This is a genomic window from Streptomyces sp. NPDC087901, from assembly GCF_044742205.1.
Classification (GTDB): domain Bacteria; phylum Actinomycetota; class Actinomycetes; order Streptomycetales; family Streptomycetaceae; genus Streptomyces.
In genome coordinates this window covers 1004365-1025022 of the sequence record NZ_JBIUUC010000001.1, presented here as the reverse complement: position 1 = coordinate 1025022, position 20658 = coordinate 1004365, and the positions used below count along the sequence as shown (strand labels likewise).

At 71.0% G+C, this 20658-nt stretch carries 15 protein-coding genes; 4 read left to right on the top strand and 11 right to left on the bottom strand.

Features of this window, described 5'->3' with window-relative positions; translation table 11 throughout:
* Position 1: 1 nt before the first annotated feature.
* The 11 genes from ftsZ to rsmH form a co-directional block, all read right to left on the bottom strand.
* Entirely contained in the window at positions 2-1204 is a 1203-nt protein-coding gene (gene ftsZ, locus ACIOEW_RS04545; RefSeq protein WP_362555189.1) for a cell division protein FtsZ, read from the bottom strand.
* Between the two features lie 276 nt (positions 1205-1480).
* Positions 1481-2275: a cell division protein FtsQ/DivIB gene (locus ACIOEW_RS04540; protein ID WP_401961192.1), complete on the bottom strand. Its 795-nt coding sequence runs from the start codon at positions 2273-2275 to the stop codon at positions 1481-1483.
* A 50-nt stretch (positions 2276-2325) separates the two neighbouring features.
* Positions 2326-3420, bottom strand: a complete 1095-nt coding sequence (gene murG / locus ACIOEW_RS04535; protein WP_362555185.1) for an undecaprenyldiphospho-muramoylpentapeptide beta-N-acetylglucosaminyltransferase — start codon at positions 3418-3420, stop codon at positions 2326-2328.
* A 6-nt stretch (positions 3421-3426) separates the two neighbouring features.
* Positions 3427-4869 carry a putative lipid II flippase FtsW gene (gene ftsW / locus ACIOEW_RS04530; RefSeq protein ID WP_401961188.1) on the bottom strand — a complete coding sequence of 481 codons (1443 nt, stop codon included), beginning with the start codon at positions 4867-4869 and terminating at the stop codon, positions 3427-3429.
* Between the two features lie 117 nt (positions 4870-4986).
* A complete protein-coding gene (gene murD, locus ACIOEW_RS04525; protein WP_401961186.1) occupies positions 4987-6405 on the bottom strand; it encodes a UDP-N-acetylmuramoyl-L-alanine--D-glutamate ligase in 1419 nt (472 codons plus the stop codon).
* Positions 6402-7472 carry a phospho-N-acetylmuramoyl-pentapeptide-transferase gene (gene mraY / locus ACIOEW_RS04520; RefSeq protein WP_362555179.1) on the bottom strand — a complete coding sequence of 357 codons (1071 nt, stop codon included), beginning with the start codon at positions 7470-7472 and terminating at the stop codon, positions 6402-6404. The genes murD and mraY overlap by 4 nt, the downstream gene beginning before the upstream one ends.
* Entirely contained in the window at positions 7469-8875 is a 1407-nt protein-coding gene (murF, locus tag ACIOEW_RS04515) for a UDP-N-acetylmuramoyl-tripeptide--D-alanyl-D-alanine ligase (RefSeq protein ID WP_362555177.1), read from the bottom strand. Before murF ends, mraY begins: the two co-directional genes overlap by 4 nt.
* Before the next feature lie 4 nt (positions 8876-8879).
* The gene (locus ACIOEW_RS04510) at positions 8880-10598 is read right to left on the bottom strand and encodes a UDP-N-acetylmuramoyl-L-alanyl-D-glutamate--2,6-diaminopimelate ligase (RefSeq protein ID WP_401961184.1); all 1719 of its coding nucleotides are present in this window, start codon (positions 10596-10598) and stop codon (positions 8880-8882) included.
* Between the two features lie 17 nt (positions 10599-10615).
* Entirely contained in the window at positions 10616-12616 is a 2001-nt protein-coding gene (locus tag ACIOEW_RS04505; protein WP_401961182.1) for a penicillin-binding transpeptidase domain-containing protein, read from the bottom strand.
* A gap of 4 nt (positions 12617-12620) precedes the next feature.
* Positions 12621-13226 (bottom strand): septum formation initiator, encoded by a 606-nt coding sequence (locus ACIOEW_RS04500; protein ID WP_401961180.1) that lies wholly within the window; start codon positions 13224-13226, stop codon positions 12621-12623.
* A gap of 52 nt (positions 13227-13278) precedes the next feature.
* Positions 13279-14244: a 16S rRNA (cytosine(1402)-N(4))-methyltransferase RsmH gene (rsmH, locus tag ACIOEW_RS04495; protein WP_350998567.1), complete on the bottom strand. Its 966-nt coding sequence runs from the start codon at positions 14242-14244 to the stop codon at positions 13279-13281.
* 381 nt (positions 14245-14625) lie between these two features.
* Between rsmH and ACIOEW_RS04490 the strand changes: the two genes are divergently transcribed.
* From ACIOEW_RS04490 to ACIOEW_RS04475, 4 genes are all read left to right on the top strand, one after another.
* Positions 14626-15189 carry a carbonic anhydrase gene (locus ACIOEW_RS04490; RefSeq protein ID WP_362555169.1) on the top strand — a complete coding sequence of 188 codons (564 nt, stop codon included), beginning with the start codon at positions 14626-14628 and terminating at the stop codon, positions 15187-15189.
* 284 nt (positions 15190-15473) lie between these two features.
* A complete protein-coding gene (locus ACIOEW_RS04485; RefSeq protein ID WP_350998561.1) occupies positions 15474-16523 on the top strand; it encodes a MoxR family ATPase in 1050 nt (349 codons plus the stop codon).
* A complete protein-coding gene (locus tag ACIOEW_RS04480) occupies positions 16523-17908 on the top strand; it encodes a DUF58 domain-containing protein (RefSeq protein WP_362555167.1) in 1386 nt (461 codons plus the stop codon). Before ACIOEW_RS04485 ends, ACIOEW_RS04480 begins: the two co-directional genes overlap by 1 nt.
* A 10-nt stretch (positions 17909-17918) precedes the next feature.
* The gene (locus ACIOEW_RS04475; RefSeq protein ID WP_401961178.1) at positions 17919-20333 is read left to right on the top strand and encodes a DUF3488 and DUF4129 domain-containing transglutaminase family protein; all 2415 of its coding nucleotides are present in this window, start codon (positions 17919-17921) and stop codon (positions 20331-20333) included.
* Positions 20334-20658 lie beyond the last annotated feature (325 nt).

Here is a 20658-nt window from a genome sequence, read left to right as displayed (position 1 = left end):
ATCACTTCAAGAAGTCCGGAACGTCCAGCTCTTCGGCCTGGGAGTCCTGGTAGGGACGGGCCGGCGGGACGACCGGCGGCAGGTGGCTCTCATGGGCCACCGGAACCGGCTCGGCCTGGACCGGCTGCTCCTCGCGCGGGGGCACGGAACCCAGCCCGCTCGTCTGGCGCACGGGCTCGGCGGCCCGGACCGGCGGAGCCGGCTCCTCGCGCTTGGTGGAGCTCGCACCCAGGACGTTCTCCCGCCGGGCCGGCGGCTGTCCGCCGTCGAAGCCCGCCGCGATCACGGTGACCCGCACCTCGTCGCCCAGTGCGTCGTCGATGACCGCACCGAAGATGATGTTCGCCTCCGGGTGAGCCGCCTCGCTCACCAGCTGGGCGGCCTCGTTGATCTCGAAGAGACCGAGGTCGCTGCCGCCGGAGATGGAGAGCAGGACACCGCGGGCGCCGTCGATGGACGCCTCCAGGAGCGGCGAGGAGATCGCCATCTCCGCCGCGGCCACCGCACGGTCGTCGCCGCGGGCCGATCCGATACCCATGAGCGCCGATCCGGCCTCGGACATGACCGACTTGACGTCGGCGAAGTCGAGGTTGATCAGACCCGGGGTGGTGATGAGGTCGGTGATGCCCTGAACGCCCGAGAGCAGCACCTGGTCGGCCGACTTGAACGCGTCGAGCACGCTGACCTGGCGGTCCGAGATGGACAGCAGTCGGTCGTTGGGAATGACGATGAGGGTGTCGACCTCTTCGCGGAGTTCGGCGATGCCGTCCTCCGCCTGGTTCGCGCGACGCCGGCCCTCGAAGGTGAACGGCCGGGTGACCACACCGATCGTCAGGGCGCCGAGCGAGCGCGCGATATTGGCGACGACGGGTGCGCCACCGGTGCCGGTGCCGCCGCCTTCTCCTGCGGTGACGAAGACCATGTCGGCCCCCTTGAGGACCTCCTCGATCTCCTCACGGTGGTCCTCTGCCGCCTTACGACCGACGGCCGGGTTCGCCCCGGCGCCGAGGCCGCGGGTGAGTTCACGGCCGACGTCGAGCTTGACGTCGGCGTCGCTCATCAACAGGGCTTGCGCATCCGTGTTGATCGCGATGAACTCGACGCCCTTGAGACCGACCTCGATCATTCGGTTGATGGCATTGACACCACCGCCGCCGACACCGATGACCTTGATGACTGCGAGGTAGTTCTGCGGTGCTGCCACGTCGAAGGCCTCTCGCCTCGAGTTACGTGTCGTCGCTTGGCGGTAGTCCCGCCGCGACGACGGATGCCGATTGGGACGGTCCGAACGCCGACCCAAACCCTAACGTTGAAGTTTAGGGTTACCAGTGTGTCTGCTTCATGGACTCTTCCGAACAGGACACTAAGTCGACAAGTGGCGCACGTTCAACGAACACGCCGAACCTCCCGTTTTTCTTTTCACCCTATGTGATCACCCGTAGCGCTGACCAACCAGGGTGCTGGCCAGGCCAAATGTGCGTCAACTACCCGACACCGCCGGAGCGGTGGGTGCACTCACGTCGAAGTGTCCCGCTTTGGGAGCGGCTTCCATGAGGGCGGTGAGGACTTTCGCCTTCACCACACCTTCTTCGCTGCTCCCCCAGATCACCGTCCGACCCCCGGTGAGCCCCAGGGAAACCGAATCGTACGAGATGACCCGCACGACCTGGGTGTCCTTGGCGACTCCGTCCGGAAGATCGCCCGCGACCCGGACGGCTTCCCGCACCAGCCGGTCACTGCCGAATCGGCGCAGACTCGCGGACTGACCAAGCGTCAGTTTCAGCAGAGGTACACGCCCGGGAGCCTTGTCCACCGTGGCGAAGCGCACGCCTTCGGCGTCCACTTCAATGAACTTTGCGCCCTTTTTCACCAACAGGACCGGCTGTCGTTCGGTCACTTTAAGTCCGATGTCGTGCGGCCATGACCGTACGACATCCACTGAGTCGATACGAGGCAACTTCTGGCGCAACCTCTCGGCGACCGCGTCCGTGTCGACGGAGATCAGCGGGGCACCCATCGGCACCGCCGCCGCGGCCTCCACCTCGGCCGGAGTCAGTACGTCGACACCGGTGATCCGGACCTGTTCGGTACGGAGCCAGGAGGAACCGTAGAGCGCCCAGACAGCCCCGGAGCCGAGCAGCAGCACGGCCGCGGCGATCACGATCAGGAGCGTGCGCCGGGACATCCGGCGCCCCTCCGCGTCCGGGCGCGCCGGACTGTCCCGGGTGTCCTTCTGCTGCCCTGTACCGCGCTGGGCGGTCGTCGGTCCGGCCACGCTCGCTCCTTATGCCGGGTCCGGGGGCGCCGCCCCCGGACCCGCCCGCCTCACGCGCCTCGGCGTGCGGCGATCGCCTCGTACACCATGCCGACCAGCAGGTCGTCGGCGTCCCGGCGGCCGAACTCGGCGGCGGCGCGGGACATTTCGTACAGCCGGTGCGGATCCGACAGCACCGGGAGGACGTTGCCCTGCACCCACTCGGGGGTGAGCGCCGCGTCGTCCACCAGCAGGCCGCCGCCGGCGTTGATCACCGGCTGGGCGTTGAGCCGCTGTTCGCCGTTGCCGATGGGCAGCGGGACGAAGGCGGCGGGCAGCCCGACGGCGGTGAGCTCCGCGACGGTCATCGCACCCGCGCGGCACAGCATCATGTCGGCCGCGGCGTACGCGAGATCCATCCGGTCCACGTACGGTACCGGGATGTAGGGCGGCATCCCGGGCATGTTGTCGATGCGCGGCAATTCGTTCTTCGGGCCGACCACGTGCAGGATCTGGATGCCGGACCGCTGCAGCAGCGGTGCGACCCGCTGGACCACCTCGTTGAGGTGGCGGGCGCCCTGCGAGCCGCCGGAGACCAGCAGCGTCGGCAGGTTGGGGTCGAGGCCGAAGGCGGCACGCGCCTCGGGGCGGACCCGCGCCCGGTCCAGGGTGGCGATGGTGCGGCGCAGCGGGATGCCGATGTAGCGGGCACCGCGCAGCTTGCTGTCGGGGGTGGAGACGGCGACGCCGTGCGCGTACCGCGAACCGATCTTGTTGGCCAGGCCCGGCCGGGCGTTGGCCTCGTGCACCACGATCGGCACCCCGGCGCGCTTGGCGGCGAGGTAGCCGGGCAGCGCGACGTAGCCGCCGAAGCCGACCACGCAGTCCGCCTTGGTGCGCTCCAGGATCTGCTCGGCGGCCTTGATGGTGCCGCGCAGCCTGCCCGGGACGGTGATGAGTTCAGGGGTGGGCTTGCGCGGCAGCGGTACGGCCGGGATCAGGGCGAGTTCGTACCCCCGCTCGGGTACGAGCCTGGTCTCGAGTCCGCGCTCCGTGCCGAGAGCGGTGATTCCCACGCTCGGGTCCTGCCTCCGCAGTGCGTCCGCGAGGGCAAGCGCGGGCTCGATGTGGCCGGCGGTCCCCCCACCGGCGAGTACGACATGCACCGAAATTCACCGCTCTCCGGACGGACGCTTCTTGACGCGCCGTCTCATCGTCTTCCATCTCACCCCGGGCCTCCGCATGGCCAGGGCAGCCTTCGCTGCGGGATCCGCTCGCGCGAACGCGATCAGCAGCCCGACAGCGAACATGGTCGGCAGCAGGGCCGACCCTCCGTAGGAGAACAGCGGGAGCGGGACACCGGCGATCGGCAGCAGGCCGAGCACCGCACCGATGTTGATCACGGCCTGAGCCGTGATCCAGGTGGTCACACCTCCCGCTGCGTACCTCACGAAGGGGTCCTCCGTGCGTCCGGCCACGCGGATACCCGCATAGCCTAGAGCCGCGAAGAGGGCGAGTACCGACAGCGTCCCCGCCAACCCCAGTTCCTCCCCGGTGATGGCGAAGATGAAGTCGGTGTGCGGTTCTGGGAGTTGGCCCCATTTTTCCACACTCGCACCGAGCCCGGATCCGAACCATCCGCCGGACGCCAGAGCGTAGATGCCGTGCACGGCCTGCCAGCACGAGCCTCCGGGGCCGGGTTCGCTGGCCCCCATGCAGTCGAGCCGGGACATCCGGTTCGGGCTGGTCTTGATCAGCAGGAAGGCGATCAGGCCGGCGGAGGCGAGCACTCCGGCGAACAGCCGGGTCGGCGCTCCGGCCAGCCAGAGCAGTCCGAACAGGATGGCCGTGAGAATGATCGCAGTGCCCATGTCACCGCCGAGCATGATCAGCCCGAGCAGCATGAAGGCGACCGGGACCAGCGGCACGAGCATGTGCTTCCACTGGTTCAGCAGCCGTTTGTCCTGTTTGCGGGAGAGCAGGTCGGCTCCCCACAGGACGAGGGCCAGCTTGCCGAACTCACTGGGCTGGAGCTGGAAGGGACCGCCCAGGTAGAGCCAGTTCCGGTTGCCGTTGACCGACATCCCTATCCCGGGCACCTGGACCAGCACCATCAGGAAGACAGCGCCCATCAGCAGGGGGTAGGACAGGGCCCGGTGGAGCTTCACGGGCATCCGGGCGGCGGCCGCCATCAGACCGGCCCCGATGACGGCGGCGAGGAACTGCTTGCGGAAGAAGTACGTGCCCGGCTTGCCGAGCTCCAGCGCCTTGATCATCGATGCGGAGTAGACCATCACGAGACCGAGCACGGTGATGAGCAGCCCGGCACCCAGGATCAGGTAGTACGCGGTCAGCGGGCGGTCCCACGCCCGGCGCGCCTGTTCGTACAGCCGCCGGGCTCCGCCGCCCCGGGGGGAACGGGGGCCGCCGGAGGTCCTTGAGCGCGCCACAGAGGGCCGCCGGGCGCCGGCGGCGGGCCGGACGCGCAGGGCGAGGCCGGCGGGGATCGGTGCACCCCCGGCCGCGAGGAGGGGCGGATGGAGCACCCGGCTGATCGCCGAGGTCGCCCGTGAGCGGTCCCCGCGGCGTGCGGCAGAGCTCTCTTCGGCCGGCATGGTCCCTGTCCCCTCCACTGCTCGTGCCCGGGGCTTCGGTGCCGGGGGCCCGGGCCCCCGGCCCAGGCCGTACGTACCCGGATGCTCCGGGACGGTACGGCGCGGAGGCCGGGCCCGTCAGGCGCTCTCGGCCGCGAGTGCGCGGACGGCGTCCGCGAAGGCCTCGCCCCGCTTGTTGTAATTGACGAACATGTCCATCGAGGCGCAGGCCGGGGCCATCAGTACGGTGTCTCCCGGCCGGGCGAGCCGTGCCGCCTCGCGGACCGCCTCGGACATCGCCCCAGTGTCGGTCCGGTCGAGGTCGGTCACCGGGACCTCGGGCGCGTGTCGCGCGAGCGCTTCGCGGATCAGGGCCCGGTCGGCGCCCATCAGCACGACGCCCCGCAGGCGCTTCGCGCATCCCGTCACCAGCTCGTCGAAGGTGGCGCCCTTGGCCAGTCCCCCGGCGATCCAGACGATCGGGTCGTAGGCGGCGAGGGAGGCCTCGGCGGCGTGGGTGTTGGTGGCCTTGGAGTCGTCGATGTACGTGACCCCGGCGACGTCCGCGACGTGCTCGATGCGGTGCGGGTCGGGGCGGAAGGCCCGCAGCCCGTCGCGCACGGCGGCGGGCTGCACACCGAAGGCGCGGGCCAGCGCCGCGGCTGCGAGGGCGTTGGCGATGTTGTGCGGGGCGGGCGGGTTGACGTCCGCGACCTCGGCGAGCTCCTGGGCCTGCTTCTGCCGGTTCGTCACGAAGGCGCGGTCGACGAGGATGCCGTCGACGACCCCGAGCTGGGAAGGTCCGGGGGCGCCGAGGGTGAAGCCGATCGCCCGGCAGCCCTCTTCGACGTCCGCCTCGCGCACCAGGTCCTCGGTGGCGCCGTCCGCCACGTTGTAGACGCAGGCGACGGTGTTGCCCTCGTAGATCCGGCCCTTGTCGGCGACGTACGCCGCCATGGAGCCGTGCCAGTCGAGGTGGTCGGGGGCCAGGTTGAGGACGGCCGCGGAGTGGGCGCGCAGCGAGGGCGACCAGTGCAGCTGGTAGCTGGAGAGTTCGACGGCCAGTACGTCGTACGTCTCCTCGCCGAGGACGGCGTCCAGGAGCGAGACGCCGATGTTGCCGACGGCGGCGGTGCGCAGCCCTGCGGCCTCCAGGATCGAGGCGAGCATCCGCACGGTCGTGGTCTTGCCGTTGGTACCGGTGACCGCGAGCCAGGGCGCGGCACCGGGTCCGCGCAACCGCCAGGCGAGTTCGACGTCGCCCCAGACCGGGACGCCCGCCTCGGCGGCTGCGGCGAAGAGCGGCTTGTCGGGCTTCCAGCCCGGGGTGGTGACGATGAGCTCGGTGGACTCGGGCAGGGTGGCCCCGTCGCCGAGGCGCACGGTGATGCCCTGCGCCTCCAGCTCCGCGGCCTGACCTCGGGAGCGCTCGTCGTCCCCGTCGTTGACCACGGTGACGACGGCGCCGAGGCCGTGCAGCACCCGGGCCGCCGGGATCCCGGAGACCCCGAGTCCAGCGACCGTGACGTGCTTGCCCTGCCAGTCCACGTTGCTCACTTCTTGGCTGCCCACCCTGCGTAGAAGAGGCCGAGGCCGACGATCACGCACATGCCCTGGATGATCCAGAAGCGGACCACGACAAGGACTTCGGACCACCCCTTCAGTTCGAAGTGGTGCTGGAGCGGTGCCATCCGGAAGACGCGCTTGCCGGTCATCTTGAACGAGCCGACCTGGATGACGACGGACATCGTGATCATCACGAAGAGGCCGCCGAGCACCGCCACCAGGAACTCGGTGCGGGAGCAGATCGCCAGACCGGCGAGCGCGCCGCCGAGGGCCAGCGAACCGGTGTCACCCATGAAGATCTTGGCGGGCGAGGTGTTCCACCACAGGAAGCCGAAGCAGGAACCCATGAGCGCGGAGGCCACGACCGCGAGGTCGAGTGGATCTCGTACCTCGAAGCAGGCGCTCGGGTTGGTGAGGGTTGCCGCGTTGGCGCAGGACTCCTGGAACTGCCAGAGCCCGATGAAGGTGTAGGCGCCGAAGACCATCACCGCCGCGCCGGTGGCCAGGCCGTCCAGGCCGTCCGTCAGGTTCACGCCATTGGACATGGCGAGAATCATGAACAGCGCCCAGACCACGAACAGCACCGGGCCGATCGACCAGCCGAAGTCCTCGACGAACGAGAGCTTGGTGGAGGCGGGGGTGTTGCCGCGGGCGTCGGCGAACTGGAGCGCGAGCACCGCGAAGGCGATGCCGACGATCAGCTGGCCGGCCATCTTGGCCTTGGCCCGCAGGCCCAGCGAACGCTGCTTGACGATCTTGATGTAGTCGTCGAGGAAGCCGACGAGGCCCATTCCGGTCATCAGGAAGAGGACCAGTACGCCGGAGAAGCGCATGTCCTCGCCGGTGATCACCTTGGCCAGGACGTACGCCAGGATCGTCGCCAGGATGAAGGCGATGCCGCCCATGGTGGGCGTGCCCTTCTTCGATCCGTGGCTGCGCGGGCCGTCGTCCCGGATGAACTGCCCGTATCCCTTGCGGGCCAGCAGCTTGATCAGCAGCGGGGTACCGACCAGGGTCAGGAAGAGCCCGATGGCCCCCGCGAAGAGGATCTGCCTCATCGGCCGGCGACCTCGCCCTCGGTCGCGTTCTCCAGCAGTGCCATGGCGACCTGCTCCAGGCCGACCGACCGGGACGCCTTCACCAGCACGACGTCTCCCGGGCGCAGTTCACTGCGCAACAGGTCGACGGCAGCCTGTGCGTCGGACACATGCACCGACTCCTCACCCCACGAACCCTCGTTGTATGCGCCCAGTTGCAGCCAGGAGGCTTCTCTGCCCCCGACTGCGACGAGCTTGCTGACGTTGAGCCGGACGGCAAGCCGTCCGACCGCGTCGTGCTCGGTGAGCGAGGCGTCGCCGAGCTCGGCCATCTGGCCGAGCACCGCCCACGTACGACGCCCCTTCCCCATGGCGGCCAGCGCGCGCAGCGCGGCCTTCATGGATTCGGGGTTGGCGTTGTAGGCGTCATTGACGAACGTCACGCCGTCCGGACGCTCGGTGACCTCCATGCGCCAGCGGGAGAGGGTGCCCGCCTCGGAGAGCGCCACGGCGATCTCGTCTGCGGACAGGCCCAGCTCATGGGCGACGGCGGCCGCGGCGAGCGCGTTCGACACGTGATGCTCACCGTACAGGCGCATGGTCACATCGCTGCACCCGGTGGGTGTGTGGAGCCTGAACGCGGGGCGGCCGTCCTCGGTGAGCCGGACGTTCTCACCCCGTACGTCCGCATCCGCGGCTTCACCGAAGAGCAGCACCCGGGCCTTGGTCCGGGAGGTCATGGCGCGGACGAGCGGGTCGTCGGCGTTGAGTACGGCGAGACCGTCCTCGGGGAGGGACTCGACCATCTCGCCCTTGGCCTTGGCGATCTGCTCCCGGCCGCCGAACTCACCGATGTGCGCGGTGCCGACGTTGAGGACGAGACCGATCCGCGGCGGGACGAGCCCGGTGAGGTAACAGATGTCGCCGATGTAGCGGGCACCCATTTCGAGAACCAGGTGCTTGGTCTCCTCGGTGGCGCGCAGCGCGGTGAGCGGCAGACCGATCTCGTTGTTGAGGTTGCCCGCCGGGAAGACGGTGGGGCCCTTGCGCTCCAGGAGCTGGGCGATCAGGTCCTTGGTCGAGGTCTTGCCGGCGGAGCCGGTGAGGGCGACGACGGTGGTGCCGAGGCGGCCGACGACGGCGCGGGCGAGCGCACCGAGCGCCGCCACCACGTCGTCGACGACGATCGCGGGCACACCGACGGGGCGGGCGGCCAGGACGACTGCCGCGCCCGCCTCGACGGCGCGCTGAGCGTAGTCGTGGCCGTCGACGCGTTCGCCGGTGAACGCGACGAAGAGGCTGCCTTGCTTCACCTCCCGGGAGTCGATGACGACGGGCCCGCTGACGGTTGCCGCCGGATCCGGTATGTCGTACGACTGCCCGCCGACGATTTCGGCGATCTCGGCGAGGGAAAGGGCGATCACTTGGTCATCCCTGACTGTTGTTCTCGTGGGTGGGGGCACGGGGGGTGGTGTTCTCGTGTCCCAGGGACCGCTCGATGGCCGTACGCAGGACCACCCGGTCGTCGAAGGGGCGTACCACTCCGTGGACGTCCTGGCCCTGCTCGTGGCCCTTGCCGGCGATCAGCACGGTGTCGCCCGGTCCGGCGCGGCCGACGGCGGCCGCGATGGCGGCGGCCCGGTCGGCGTCGACCAGGACGTCGCCACGTTCGTGCACGGGCACTTCGGCGGCGCCCGCGAGCATCGCGGCGAGGATGCCCAGGGGGTCCTCGGAGCGGGGGTTGTCCGAGGTCAGTACGGCAGTGTCGGCGAGCCGGGCCGCGGCCGCTCCCATCGGGCCGCGTTTGGTGGTGTCACGGTCGCCGCCGCAGCCGAGGACGATGTGCACCTTGCCCTCGGTGACCTTCTGCAGGGAGCGCAGCACCGACTCGACGGCGTCGGTCTTGTGCGCGTAGTCGACGAGTGCGAGGTACGGCTGTCCGGCGTCGACCCGTTCCAGCCGGCCGGGCACGCCGGGCACGGCGGCGACACCGTCGGCCGCGGTCTGCGGGTCGATGCCGGCGACGGCGAGGGTGACGATGGCGGCCAAAGTGTTTGCGACGTTGAACGGGCCGGGCAGCGGGGCGCCGGCGGTGGCTCGCTCGCCCTTGGGCCCGACGACGGTGAAGGTGGAGCCGAGCTGGCCCACCTCGACGTCCTCGGCCCGCCAGTCGGCGTCCGGATGGCCCTCGGCGGAGAACGTGGTGATGGGCACGGAGGCCTCGGTGATCAGCCTGCGGCCGTACTCGTCGTCGTAGTTGACGACGCCCTGCCTGCTGCGCTGCGGGGTGAACAGCCGCGCCTTGGCCTGGAAGTAGTCCTCCATGCCGGAGTGGAACTCCATGTGCTCCGGGCTGAGGTTGTTGAAGACCGCGACGTCGAAGACGCAGCCGTCGACCCGGCCGAGCACCAGGGCGTGGCTGGAGACCTCCATCGTCACCGCGTCCACGCCTCGTTCGCGCATGACGGCGAACAGGGCCTGCAGGTCGGTGGCTTCGGGAGTGGTGCGTTCGGACTTGATGCGCTCGTCGCCGATCCGCATCTCCACGGTGCCGATGAGGCCGGTGTCGCGCCCTGCGCCGCGGAAGCCGCCTTCGATGAGGTACGCGGTCGTGGTCTTGCCGGATGTTCCGGTGATGCCGATCTGGAGCAGGTCGGCGCCGGGGTGGCCGTAGATCTCGGCGGCGAGTTCGCCCATCCGGCCGCGCGGATCCTCGGTGACCAGTACCGGGAGTCCGGTGGCCGTGGCGCGTTCCGCGCCCGCCGGGTCGGTGAGGATCGCGGCGGCGCCGAGACCGGCGGCCTGTGCGGTGAAGTCGGCACCGTGCAGACGGGCACCCGGCAGCGCCGCGTACACGTCCCCGGGACGTACGGCCCGGGAGTCGTGGGTGATGCCGGTGACTTCGCCGGTGCCCGGCGGTTCCACTCCCAGCCGGGCTGCCAGCGTAACCAGGGAAGTCGGCCGCAGCCGATCCGGGCGGGGCGCTCCCGGGTAGTTCACAGGGGCGTCCTTCTGGGTGGTTCGGGACTGTTCAGCGTGGGGCACGGCGGTGAGCGTACCGGGCGCACCCGGCCTCTCGCGAAGTGAGGTGGCGTAGGTGCGGTGGTTCCCGTTCCGGTTCCCCGGATCGGGGGTGATGGTTGTCACTGGTGGTCTCCCCGAGTTCACTCGCCGGGTTTGAAGGACACCGGCAGCCGGGCCGACTCGCTGCCGGACGGTGCGGTCTGCAGCGTCTTCAGCGCGAATTCCATGACCTGCTTGTAGATGGGTCCGCAGATCTGGCCGCCGAAGTAGCTGCCCTTGGTGGGGTTCTGGATGGCGCAGTAGACGGTGATCTGAGGGTTGTCGGCGGGGGCGAATCCGGCGAAGGAGGCGGTGTAGCCGTGGTAACCGCCGCGCACCGGATCGACTCGGTTGGCCGTACCGGTCTTGCCCGCGACCCGGTAGCCAGGGATCTTGGCCTTCGTTCCGGTGCCCTCCTCGTCGCCGACGACCGACTCCAGCATGCCTGCCAGCGTCTTGGCGGTCTTCTCGCTGACCACCCTGCTCTGTTCGGGTGCCTCGGCGGGGGTGAAGCGGCCGTCGGCGCCCTTGGTGCCGCGGACGAGGGTGGGTTCGATGCGGACCCCGCCGTTGGCGATCGTCGAGTAGATCGAGGCGGCCTGCATGGCGTTGAGCGAGAGGCCCTGGCCGAACGGGATCGTGTACTGCTGCGAGGTCGACCAGTCCTGCGGCTTGGCGAGGATTCCGGCTGTCTCACCCGGGTAGCCGAGTCCGGTCGGTGAGCCGATGCCGAACTTGCGCAGGTAGTCGTAGAGCACCTTGTTGGACCCGGCCTGGGTCTTGCCCAGCTGGCCGGTGGCCAGGATGGTGCCGATGTTGCTGGACTTGGCGAGTACGCCGTTGAGCGTGAGGTACCAGGTGGGGTGGTCGATGTCGTCCTTGAAGAGCCGGTCGCCCCGGTGCAGCCGGTTGGGAACGGTGACGTGGGTACCTGGAGTGGCGACGCCCTCCTCCAGTACGGCGGCCATCGACATGACCTTGCTGGTCGAGCCGGGCTCGTACACGTCCTGGAGCGCCGCGTTGCCCAGCGAGGCGGCGTCGGCCTGCGAGAGGTCGTTCGGGTCGAAGCCCGGCGCGTTGGCCATGGCGAGGACCTCGCCCGTGCGGGTGTTCTGCACGACGACGTAGCCGCGGTCGGCCTTGGACTTCGCCACCTGGTCGGAGATGGCCTTCTGGGCCGCCCACTGGATGTCGCGGTCGATGGTCAGCTCGATGTCGGAACCGGCGACGGCAGGGACCTCCTTGGTGCCCGCGGTGGGCACCCGGCGGCCGCCGGACTGGGCGTACTTGATCGTGCCGTCCTCGCCCGCGAGCTCCTTGTCCAGCTGCGATTCGAGGCCGCCCGCACCCTTGCCCTCGGCGTTGACGTATCCCAGTATCCCGGCGGCGAGGCCGCCGTTGGGGTAGACGCGCTTGGTGGTCGACTCCTGGAAGACACCGGCCAGCACATTGGCCCCGGCACCGCCGGCCGCCTTGTCCTTCGAGGCCTTCTCCGCGAAGACGGACTTGAGGTCCTTGATCTGTGTCCAGACCTGCGGGGTCTGCCTGCGGGCCAGCACCGCGTACCGGCTCTTGGGCTTGGAGAGCTTCTTCGTCAGTTCGGCCGCGTCGACGCCGAGGATGGGTGCGAGCAGCGCGGCGGCCTGCTGGGGCGCGTCGGGTGCCTTGCTGTCCTCGGGAGTGAACATCTTGGGGTCGGCGGTGATGTCGTACGCGTCGACGCTGGTGGCCAGTGCGATGCCGCCCCGGTCGGTGATCTCACCGCGCTCGGCGGCGACGGTGTAGCTGAGGTAGCGGTTCTGCTCGGCCTTGGCGGCGTACGCGTTGGCGTCGACGGCCTGCACCTGGAGGAGCCGGACGACGAACGCGATCATCACGAGGGTCAGGGCCAGGCTGACCAGCCGCAGCCGCGGCCGTGGGCTGCCGAGGCGCAGCGGGCGGCCGGAGCGGCTGCGCGGGGTCCGTCCGCGCGGCGCGGCGGACGAGGGCCGTCGTCGCGGCTCGGGGCGGGCGGCGGGCCGGGGGCGGCCGGAGCGGCCCGCCGCGTTACGCGGGCGGGCGGGTCCGGGTACCCGGCGGCGCGGTGGTTCCTGGGAGGGCACTGCGTCACCTGCCGGGGCTCGTGGAGGGCTGTTCTGCCGGGGTACGCGCCTTCGCGGAGGCGCTCGGCTTCACCGCGGAGGCGCCGGTCGCGGATGTGCCGGGCTTGGCCGCGGGCGTGCTCGGCTCGGCCGCGACAGTGCCCGTCGCGGTGGGCGAAGGGGTGGAGCGGGGTGAGGCCGGCAGGGCCGCGGGTGGCGGCTCGGGGACGTCGGGCTTCTTCGGCGCCGCGGTGGTCGGCGGAGCGCCGGCGGCGGAGGGTACGCCGCGGACCTTGCCGTTCGGGCCGAGGAAGGCGGGGCTGCCGCCGGGGACCATGCCCAGTTCTCGTGCGCGCCGCGCCAGGGCGTCGGGTTCGGAGGCGCTGTCGACGTCGCGCTGGAGGGCCTGCTGATCGTCGGTGAGGTCGGTGGTGCGCTTCTTCAGCTCGCTCAGCCGGAACGATCCTTCGTTGAGCGCGGAGTTCAGCAGCAGCAGCGTGATCAGTCCGCCGCCCAGGAGCAGGACGACCAGCAGGACGAAGGGGGTCCGGGCCGCGTTGCTCGGCCCGGACGGCATCAGCCGGCTGAGCCGCGCGGCGCGCCCTTTCAGCTGACCGGCCGGTTTGCTCACCGCGCCACTCCGTCCCCGGGCCGGATCCGAGAGGCCTCCGGGCGCCCGCTGCTCATCGCTCCTCCTCGCGGATCCGCTGGGCTCCGCGCAGCCGGGCGGGGGCGGCGCGCCGGTTCTCGGCGACCTCCTCCTCGGTGGGCAGCTCGGCGCCGCGGGTCAGCAGCTTGAGCCGCGGCTGGTAGCGCTCGGGGACGACCGGCAGTCCGGGCGGCGCGGTGTTGGCGGCGCCCGCCGCCAGCACCTGCTTGACCAGGCGGTCCTCCAGCGAGTGGTAGGACAGAACGGCGATGCGCCCGCCGACGGCGAGACTCCGGACCGCGGCCGGGATCGCCCGCTCCAGCACGGTCAGCTCGCCGTTGACCTCGATGCGCAGCGCCTGGAAGGTGCGCTTGGCGGGGTTGCCGCCGGTGCGCTTGGCGGCCTGTGGCAGCGAGTCACGGATGAGCTCGACGAGCCGGGCGCTGTTGGTGAAGGGCTCCTTCTCCCGTTCGCGCACGACTGCGGAGACGATCCGCTTGGCCTGCTTCTCCTCGCCGTACGCGCGCAGGATCCTGACCAGCTCGCCCGGCGGGTAGGTGTTGAGCACCTCGGCCGCGCCGATGCCGGTCGTCTGGTCCATGCGCATGTCGAGCGGGGCGTCCTGGGCGTACGCGAATCCGCGGTCGGCCTCGTCCAGTTGCATGGAGGAGACGCCGAGGTCGAACAGAACGCCCTGGACCTTGGGGACGCCGAGCCGGGCCAGCACCTCGGGCAGTTCGTCGTAGACGGCGTGCACCAGCGTGGCGCGGTCGCCGTACGGGGCGAGCCGCTCGCCGGAGAGGCGCAGCGCCTCCTTGTCCCGGTCGAGCGCGATCAGCCGGGCGGTGGGGAAGGCCGCGAGCAGGGCCTCGCTGTGTCCGCCGAGGCCCAGGGTGCAGTCGACGACCACGGGCGGCTGCGGGCTCGGTGCCTCCAGAGCCGGGGCCAACAGGTCCAGGCATCGCTGGAGCATCACCGGGACGTGTCGGGTCTGGCTCATGCGCCCTCTCAGGCTCAGGTCCCGGGGGCGCTGCACGTACGGCCTGGTCCCCGCCCGCTCGCGAAGGGGAGGTCCGCCGGCGCCGGGGAAGGGGCGTCAGCCGACCGGCGAGCGGGAGAGGGCCGGGCCGTACGTACGCCGCGCACACGGGGAATACATCGGAATGTGCAGGGTGTCGGTAACTTCCCGTCACTTTAGTCCACCCTGCCATTCGATCGATTCCCGATCAATCAACCCGACAGCGCGTCGGCCCTCGCTTTGTTCACCCGGCCGGGTGACCGAGTGTGAGGCTTGTGGGGTACCTCACAACAAGCGTCGTTGACGTTCTTTGTCCGCTTCGACACCACGCCTGTGCGGCCCACGAGAGCTAACGTCTTGTCCATGTCGACTTCCGCGCACTCCTCTGCCGATCCCTCCGCTCCCGTCGCGGGCCGGACCCGCACCGGCGGCACCGTCACCGACCACCTGGTCGAGGCGAACGTTCAGTACGCCGCCGAGTTCAGCGATCCCGGAATGGACGCGAAGCCGGTGCTGCGCGTCGCCGTGGTCGCCTGCATGGATGCCCGGCTCGACCTGCACAAGGCGCTCGGCCTGGCCCTCGGCGACTGCCACACCATCCGCAACGCGGGCGGCGTGGTCACCGACGACGTGATCCGCTCGCTGTCGATCAGCCAGCGGGCCCTCGGCACGCGCAGCGTGATTCTGATCCACCACACGAACTGCGGCATGGAGTCGATCACCGAGGAGTTCCGCCAGGAACTGGAGATGGAGGTCGGCCAGCGGCCGGCCTGGGCGGTGGAGGCCTACAGCGACGCGGACCAGGACGTACGACAGTCGATGCAGCGGGTCCGCACCTCGCCGTTCCTGCTCCACACCGACGACGTGCGCGGTTTCGTCTTCGACGTGACCACCGGTCTGCTGCGCGAGATCTTTCCGGCTTCCTGACGACCAAGGGCTCGGGTGCTTCCGGTTTCCTGGCACGAGGGGGCCGGACGGGCACCTTCGTGCAGCGAAAATCCTGCCCAACCCGACATATCGGCCCCCAGTTATCCACAGGCGAGTGACACGAAGCGGTAACGGCAACAAGAATGCGGGTGTGACACCCCGTCGGGCCTCGTCCGATGCGGTGTCCGTGTTTCGGGGTGGGCCGGGCCGCACAAGGGCGCCGGTCCGTGACTGGGGAATCCCGCTGCTCCTGGTGAGCGTGGGGCAGGGCCGAGGAGGGCCGGGTGACGACCTATGACGATCGAGCGAGCCTCACAGATCTGACCACCACAGTGGAGCAGGTGCGCAGGTCGGTGGAGAGTGTGATCGAGGGCAAACCCGAGGTCGTACGCCTTTCGCTGACCGTGCTGCTCGCGGAGGGCCATCTGCTGATCGAGGACGTGCCCGGAGTGGGCAAGACCATGCTGGCCAAGGCGCTGGCCCGGTCCATCGACTGCTCGGTGCGGCGCATCCAGTTCACACCGGATCTGCTGCCGTCGGACATCACGGGTGTGTCCATCTTCGATCAGCAGCGCCGTGACTTCGAGTTCAAACCGGGCGCGATCTTCGCCCAGATCGTGATCGGCGACGAGATCAACCGCGCCTCGCCCAAGACCCAGTCCGCGCTCCTGGAGTCGATGGAGGAGCGTCAGGTCACCATCGACGGGCACACCTACGAGCTGCCCGACCCCTTCATGGTCGTGGCCACGCAGAACCCGGTGGAGATGGAGGGCACGTACCCCCTGCCCGAGGCCCAGCGCGACCGGTTCATGGCCAGGGTGTCGATCGGCTATCCCAGCGCCGAGGCCGAGCTGCAGATGCTCGACGTGCACGGCGGCGCCTCGCCGCTCGACGACCTCCAGCCGGTGGCGCACGCCCACGACATCGTCAAGCTGATCGAAGCGGTGCGCACGGTCCACGTCGCCGAGGCCGTCCGGCGCTACGCGGTGCAGCTCGTCGGGGCCACCCGCAGCCATCCCGATCTCAGGCTCGGCGCCTCACCGCGTGCCACCCTGCACCTGCTGCGTGCGGCCAAGGCCTCCGCCGCGTTGAGCGGCCGCGACTACTGCCTGCCGGACGATGTGCAGGCCCTGGCAGCCGCCGTGCTCGCCCACCGGCTGCTGCCCACGGCACAGGCCCAGCTGAACCGCCGCACCGCCGAGCAGGTGGTGCTGGAGATCCTTCAGCAGACCCCCGTGCCGACGGCGTCGGGCGGCGCTGCCGTCCCGGCGCCCCAGCACGAGCCGGGCGCTGGGTACGGCGGCCGGCAGCAGCCCGGCGCACGGCGGCTCTGATGGCCGCCGGGGGGCCGACCGCGATGGAGGACAGCGACGACAAGGGCGGTCTGCGGGCCGCCCTGGGTGGTCTGACCACGCGCGGACGGTCCTTCCTGGCGGCCGGTGTCGCCGCCGCGGTCTGCGCCTATGTGCTGGGCCAGGGAGATCTGCTGCGGGTCGGCCTGCTGCTCGCCGTGCTCCCGCTGGTCTGTGTGACGGTGCTCTTCCGGACCCGCTACCGGGTCGCCGGCACCCGTCGGCTCTCGCCGTCCCGGGTACCCGCGGGCACCGAGGCGCGGGTCCATCTGCGGATGGACAACGTCTCGCGGCTGCCCACCGGACTGCTCATGCTCCAGGACCGGGTGCCGTACGTGCTCGGGCCGCGGCCCCGGTTCGTCCTGGACCGGGTGGAGGCGGGCGGCCGGCGCGAGGTGTCCTACCGAGTGCGGTCGGACCTGCGCGGGCGCTACCCGCTCGGGCCGCTGCAGCTGCGGCTGAGTGATCCGTTCGGGATGTGCGAGCTGACCCGTTCGTTCAGCGCGTACGACACGCTCGTCGTCATCCCGCGGACCGAGCCGCTGCCTCCTGTGCGGCTGGCGGGCGAGGCCACCGGTTACGGCGAGGGGCGGCAGCGCTCGCTCGCGCTGGCGGGCGAGGACGACGTCATCCCGCGCGGCTACCGGCACGGCGACGATCTGCGCCGAGTCCACTGGCGCTCCACCGCGCGCTACGGCGAGCTGATGGTGCGCCGCGAGGAGCAGCCGCAGCGGGCCAGGTGCACGGTGCTGCTGGACACGCGGCAGACCGCCTACCAGGGGTCGGGGCCCGACTCGGCGTTCGAGTGGGCGGTTTCCGGCGCGGCGTCCGCGCTGGTGCACATGCTGGAGCGGGGCTTCGCGGTCCGGCTGCTGACGGACGACGGGATGGCGGTGCCGGGCGAGGGCGAGAGCGGCTTCACCGGCTCCACCCAGGACTCGGCGGAATCGGCCGGACTGATGATGGACGCCCTCGCCGAGGTCGACCACTCCGACGAGGACGGCCTCTCCCGCGCGTACGACGTACTCCGCGGTGGCAACGAGGGCCTGCTGATCGCCTTCCTCGGTGAGCTGGACGAGGAACAGGCTGCGGTGGCGGCACGGATGCGGCAGCGCAGTGGCGGGGCCGTCGCGTTCGTCCTGGACAGCGCCGCCTGGGTGCACGGCGAATCGTCCGCCTCCGACGCGGCCTGTGAGCAGCGGCTCCGGCTGCTGCGCGAGTCGGGGTGGACGGCGGTGCCGGTCCGGCCCGGCATGGATCTCACCCGGCTGTGGCTGCAGGTGAGCCATCATGGCTCGCTCGCCCAGTCCACCGCTGTGGGTGGCACAACGGGCGGTACGACAGGTTTCTCCGGTGGTTGGTCATGAGGGGACGGTCATGAGCGGTCGTGGTCGGCTGGCGCTGTGCGCCTTTGCGGCGACGCTGATGGCGGCTTGTTCGATGCTGCCGCTGGTCGACCCGGCCACCTGGATCCTGCAGGCCTCGTTCCTGCTGGCCGTCCAGTGCGGCGTGGGTGCGCTCGGCCGGCGGGTGCCGCTGCCGCGGCTGCTGACCGTCGCCGCGCAGGCGATCGTCCTGGTGGTGCTGCTGACCATCGCGTTCGCCCGGGACGAGGCGCTGGCGGGCTTCCTGCCCGGCCCGCAGTCCGTACAGCGGCTCGCGGATCTGCTGGCGGCGGGCGCGGACGACGTCGGGCGGTACGCGATCCCGGCGCCGAACACGGCGGGCATCCGGCTGATGCTGGTGGGCGGTGTGCTGCTGATCGGGCTCGCGGTGGACGCGCTGGCGGTCACGTTCCGCAGCGCCGCGCCGGCCGGGCTGCCCCTGCTGGCCCTCTACTCCGTCGCCGCAGGTCTCTCCAACGGCAGCGCGGACTGGCTGTGGTTCCTGCTGGCCGCCTGCGGCTATCTGCTCCTCCTGCTGGCCGAGGGACGTGACCGGCTCTCCCAGTGGGGGCGTGTCTTCGCCGGCACGGCCAGGCCCCGGGGCGGTTCTTCCTCCGGTATCGGCGCCTCGGGCAACGGGGCGCTCGCCCCGGTGCGCACCGGGCGGCGCATCGGCGCGGTCGCACTGGGAATCGCGCTGGTCGTGCCCGCGGCCCTGCCCGCACTCGACAGCGGACTGCTGGCCGGCACGGGGGGCGGCAACGGCAAGGGGAGCGGTGGCGGCACCATCTCCGCGGTGAACCCGCTGGTCTCACTGCAGAACAACCTGAACCAGCCGGAGAACCGGGAGGTGATGTCGTACCGCACCAACGCGACCGGTGTGCAGGACTTCTACCTCCGCATCCTGGCCCTGGACCAGTTCAACGGAAACGAGTGGCGGGCCTCCACCCGCCGGCTGAAGGACGTACCGAAGCGGCTCCCGAACCCGGCGGGTCTGTCGCCGGACGTCGCCGTGACGGAGATCAGCACGAACATCTCCGCGTCCCGTTCGTACCAGCAGACCTACCTGCCGCTCCCCTACCCGGCGACCGAGGTGAGGGTGGGCGGGCGCTGGCGGTACGAGCCCGAGGGCCGCACTCTCGTCGGGGACGACGGGGAGACCACCGGCGGTGCGCAGTACGAGGTCTCCAGCCTGGTCGTGCAGCCGACCGCCGGCCAGCTCGCGGGCGCGGGCACGGTCCCGGCAGCCCTGCGCCGCGAGTACACCCAGGTGCCCGACTCCCTGCCCGAGGTGGTCAGGAAAACGGCTGCCGAGGTGACGGCGGGGTCCACCAACGCGTACGAGAAGGCGGTGAAGCTGCAGAACTACTTCGCCTTGGAGGGCGGCTTCACGTACGACACCTCGGTGAACTCGGGCACCGGCAGCGCTGCGATCGGCCGCTTCCTGAGGGACAGACGGGGCTTTTGCGTCCACTTCTCGTTCACCATGGCCGCGATGGCTCGGACGCTGGGGATTCCGGCCCGCGTCGCCGTGGGCTTCACGCCCGGTACCGCACAGTCGGACGGTTCGATGTCGGTCGGCCTGCGCGATGCGCATGCCTGGCCGGAGCTGTATTTCGAGGGTGTCGGATGGACCCGCTTCGAGCCGACGCCGACGCGCGGCTCCGCGCCGTCGTACACCCTGCCGGACACGCCCTCCGGTGGCTCCGCCGATCCGGACCTGCCCGAGACGGGTGCCTCGGCTGCGGCTCCGGCCACGCCGTCCGCCTCGGACAGCTGCCCGGCGCAGGAAGGCACGCAGAGCGAGGAGTGCGGCAGTTCGGCGCTCCCGGGAGCGGTGACGCCCACGGACACGGGGACGCCCGTGGGCACCGTGCTCGGACTGGTCCTGGTGGCCGTGCTCGTCCTGCTGCTCCCGATGCTGCCCATGTTCTGGCGCATCCGGGTCCGGGCCCGGCGGCTGGGCTTCTCCACGGGGCGCACCCCGGCGGACGCGACCGCGAGAACGCTGGCGGCCTGGCAGGAGATCACCGACACCGCGTGGGACCACGGCATCGAACCGGACGAGTCCCAGACCCCGCGCAAGGCCGCGGCCCGTGTCGTACGGATGGGCCGGCTGGGCACGGAGGCGGCCGCGGCGGTGCACCGTGTGGCGAGCGCGGTGGAGCAGGTGCTCTATGCGCCGGAGCCGCGGCCCGTGTCGGGGCTCGCGGAGGACGCCGAGGCGGTACGGGCGGGCCTCCGCGGCGCTGCCGACCGGTTCGCCAGGTTCCGCGCGGTCGTGGCACCGCGATCGGCCGTTCGAGTGATGTGGGCGATGTCGGAGCGCCGGGCGGCACTGACCGGCCGGTGGCGGGCACCGCAGCGACCGGCGTGGTTGCGGCGCCCGTCCCGGCAGCAGGGCTGACGCCTCGCCCCGTGCAGGCCCGCCTCCAGGGTCTGCACGCGGGGCACCGCGCATCGCCCTCGGCGGCGCCCGAGCACCCTGTGTCTGCCCTCCCCGGCCTCCGGGCCCTGCCGCATAGCCCTCGCGGCTGGCCCCGGCCTCCGGGCCCTGCCGCATAGCCCTCGCGGCTGCCGACGGCCCGGGCAGGCGCAGGGCCGGATGGGGGAGCCGGATGGGAGAACCGGGTGCGAGGTCGGCCCGGCGGCCGGGCAGGCGCAGGGCCGGGCCCTGCCGGGCCGGAAGGCGCACCTCTGGCCGGGCGCACGAGTGAGGGGCGGTCGCAGAA

What these genes read in the sequence shown, in the direction of transcription:
- ftsW (WP_401961188.1), bottom strand. Translation starts at nt 4,869, where the DNA reads ATGCCGGCCGAAGAGAGCTCTGCCGCACGCCGCGGGGACCGCTCACGG.
- ACIOEW_RS04490 (WP_362555169.1), top strand. Translation starts at nt 14,626, where the DNA reads ATGTCGACTTCCGCGCACTCCTCTGCCGATCCCTCCGCTCCCGTCGCG.
- mraY (WP_362555179.1), bottom strand. Translation starts at nt 7,472, where the DNA reads ATGAGGCAGATCCTCTTCGCGGGGGCCATCGGGCTCTTCCTGACCCTG.
- ACIOEW_RS04475 (WP_401961178.1), top strand. Translation starts at nt 17,919, where the DNA reads ATGAGCGGTCGTGGTCGGCTGGCGCTGTGCGCCTTTGCGGCGACGCTG.
- ACIOEW_RS04480 (WP_362555167.1), top strand. Translation starts at nt 16,523, where the DNA reads ATGGCCGCCGGGGGGCCGACCGCGATGGAGGACAGCGACGACAAGGGC.
- rsmH (WP_350998567.1), bottom strand. Translation starts at nt 14,244, where the DNA reads ATGAGCCAGACCCGACACGTCCCGGTGATGCTCCAGCGATGCCTGGAC.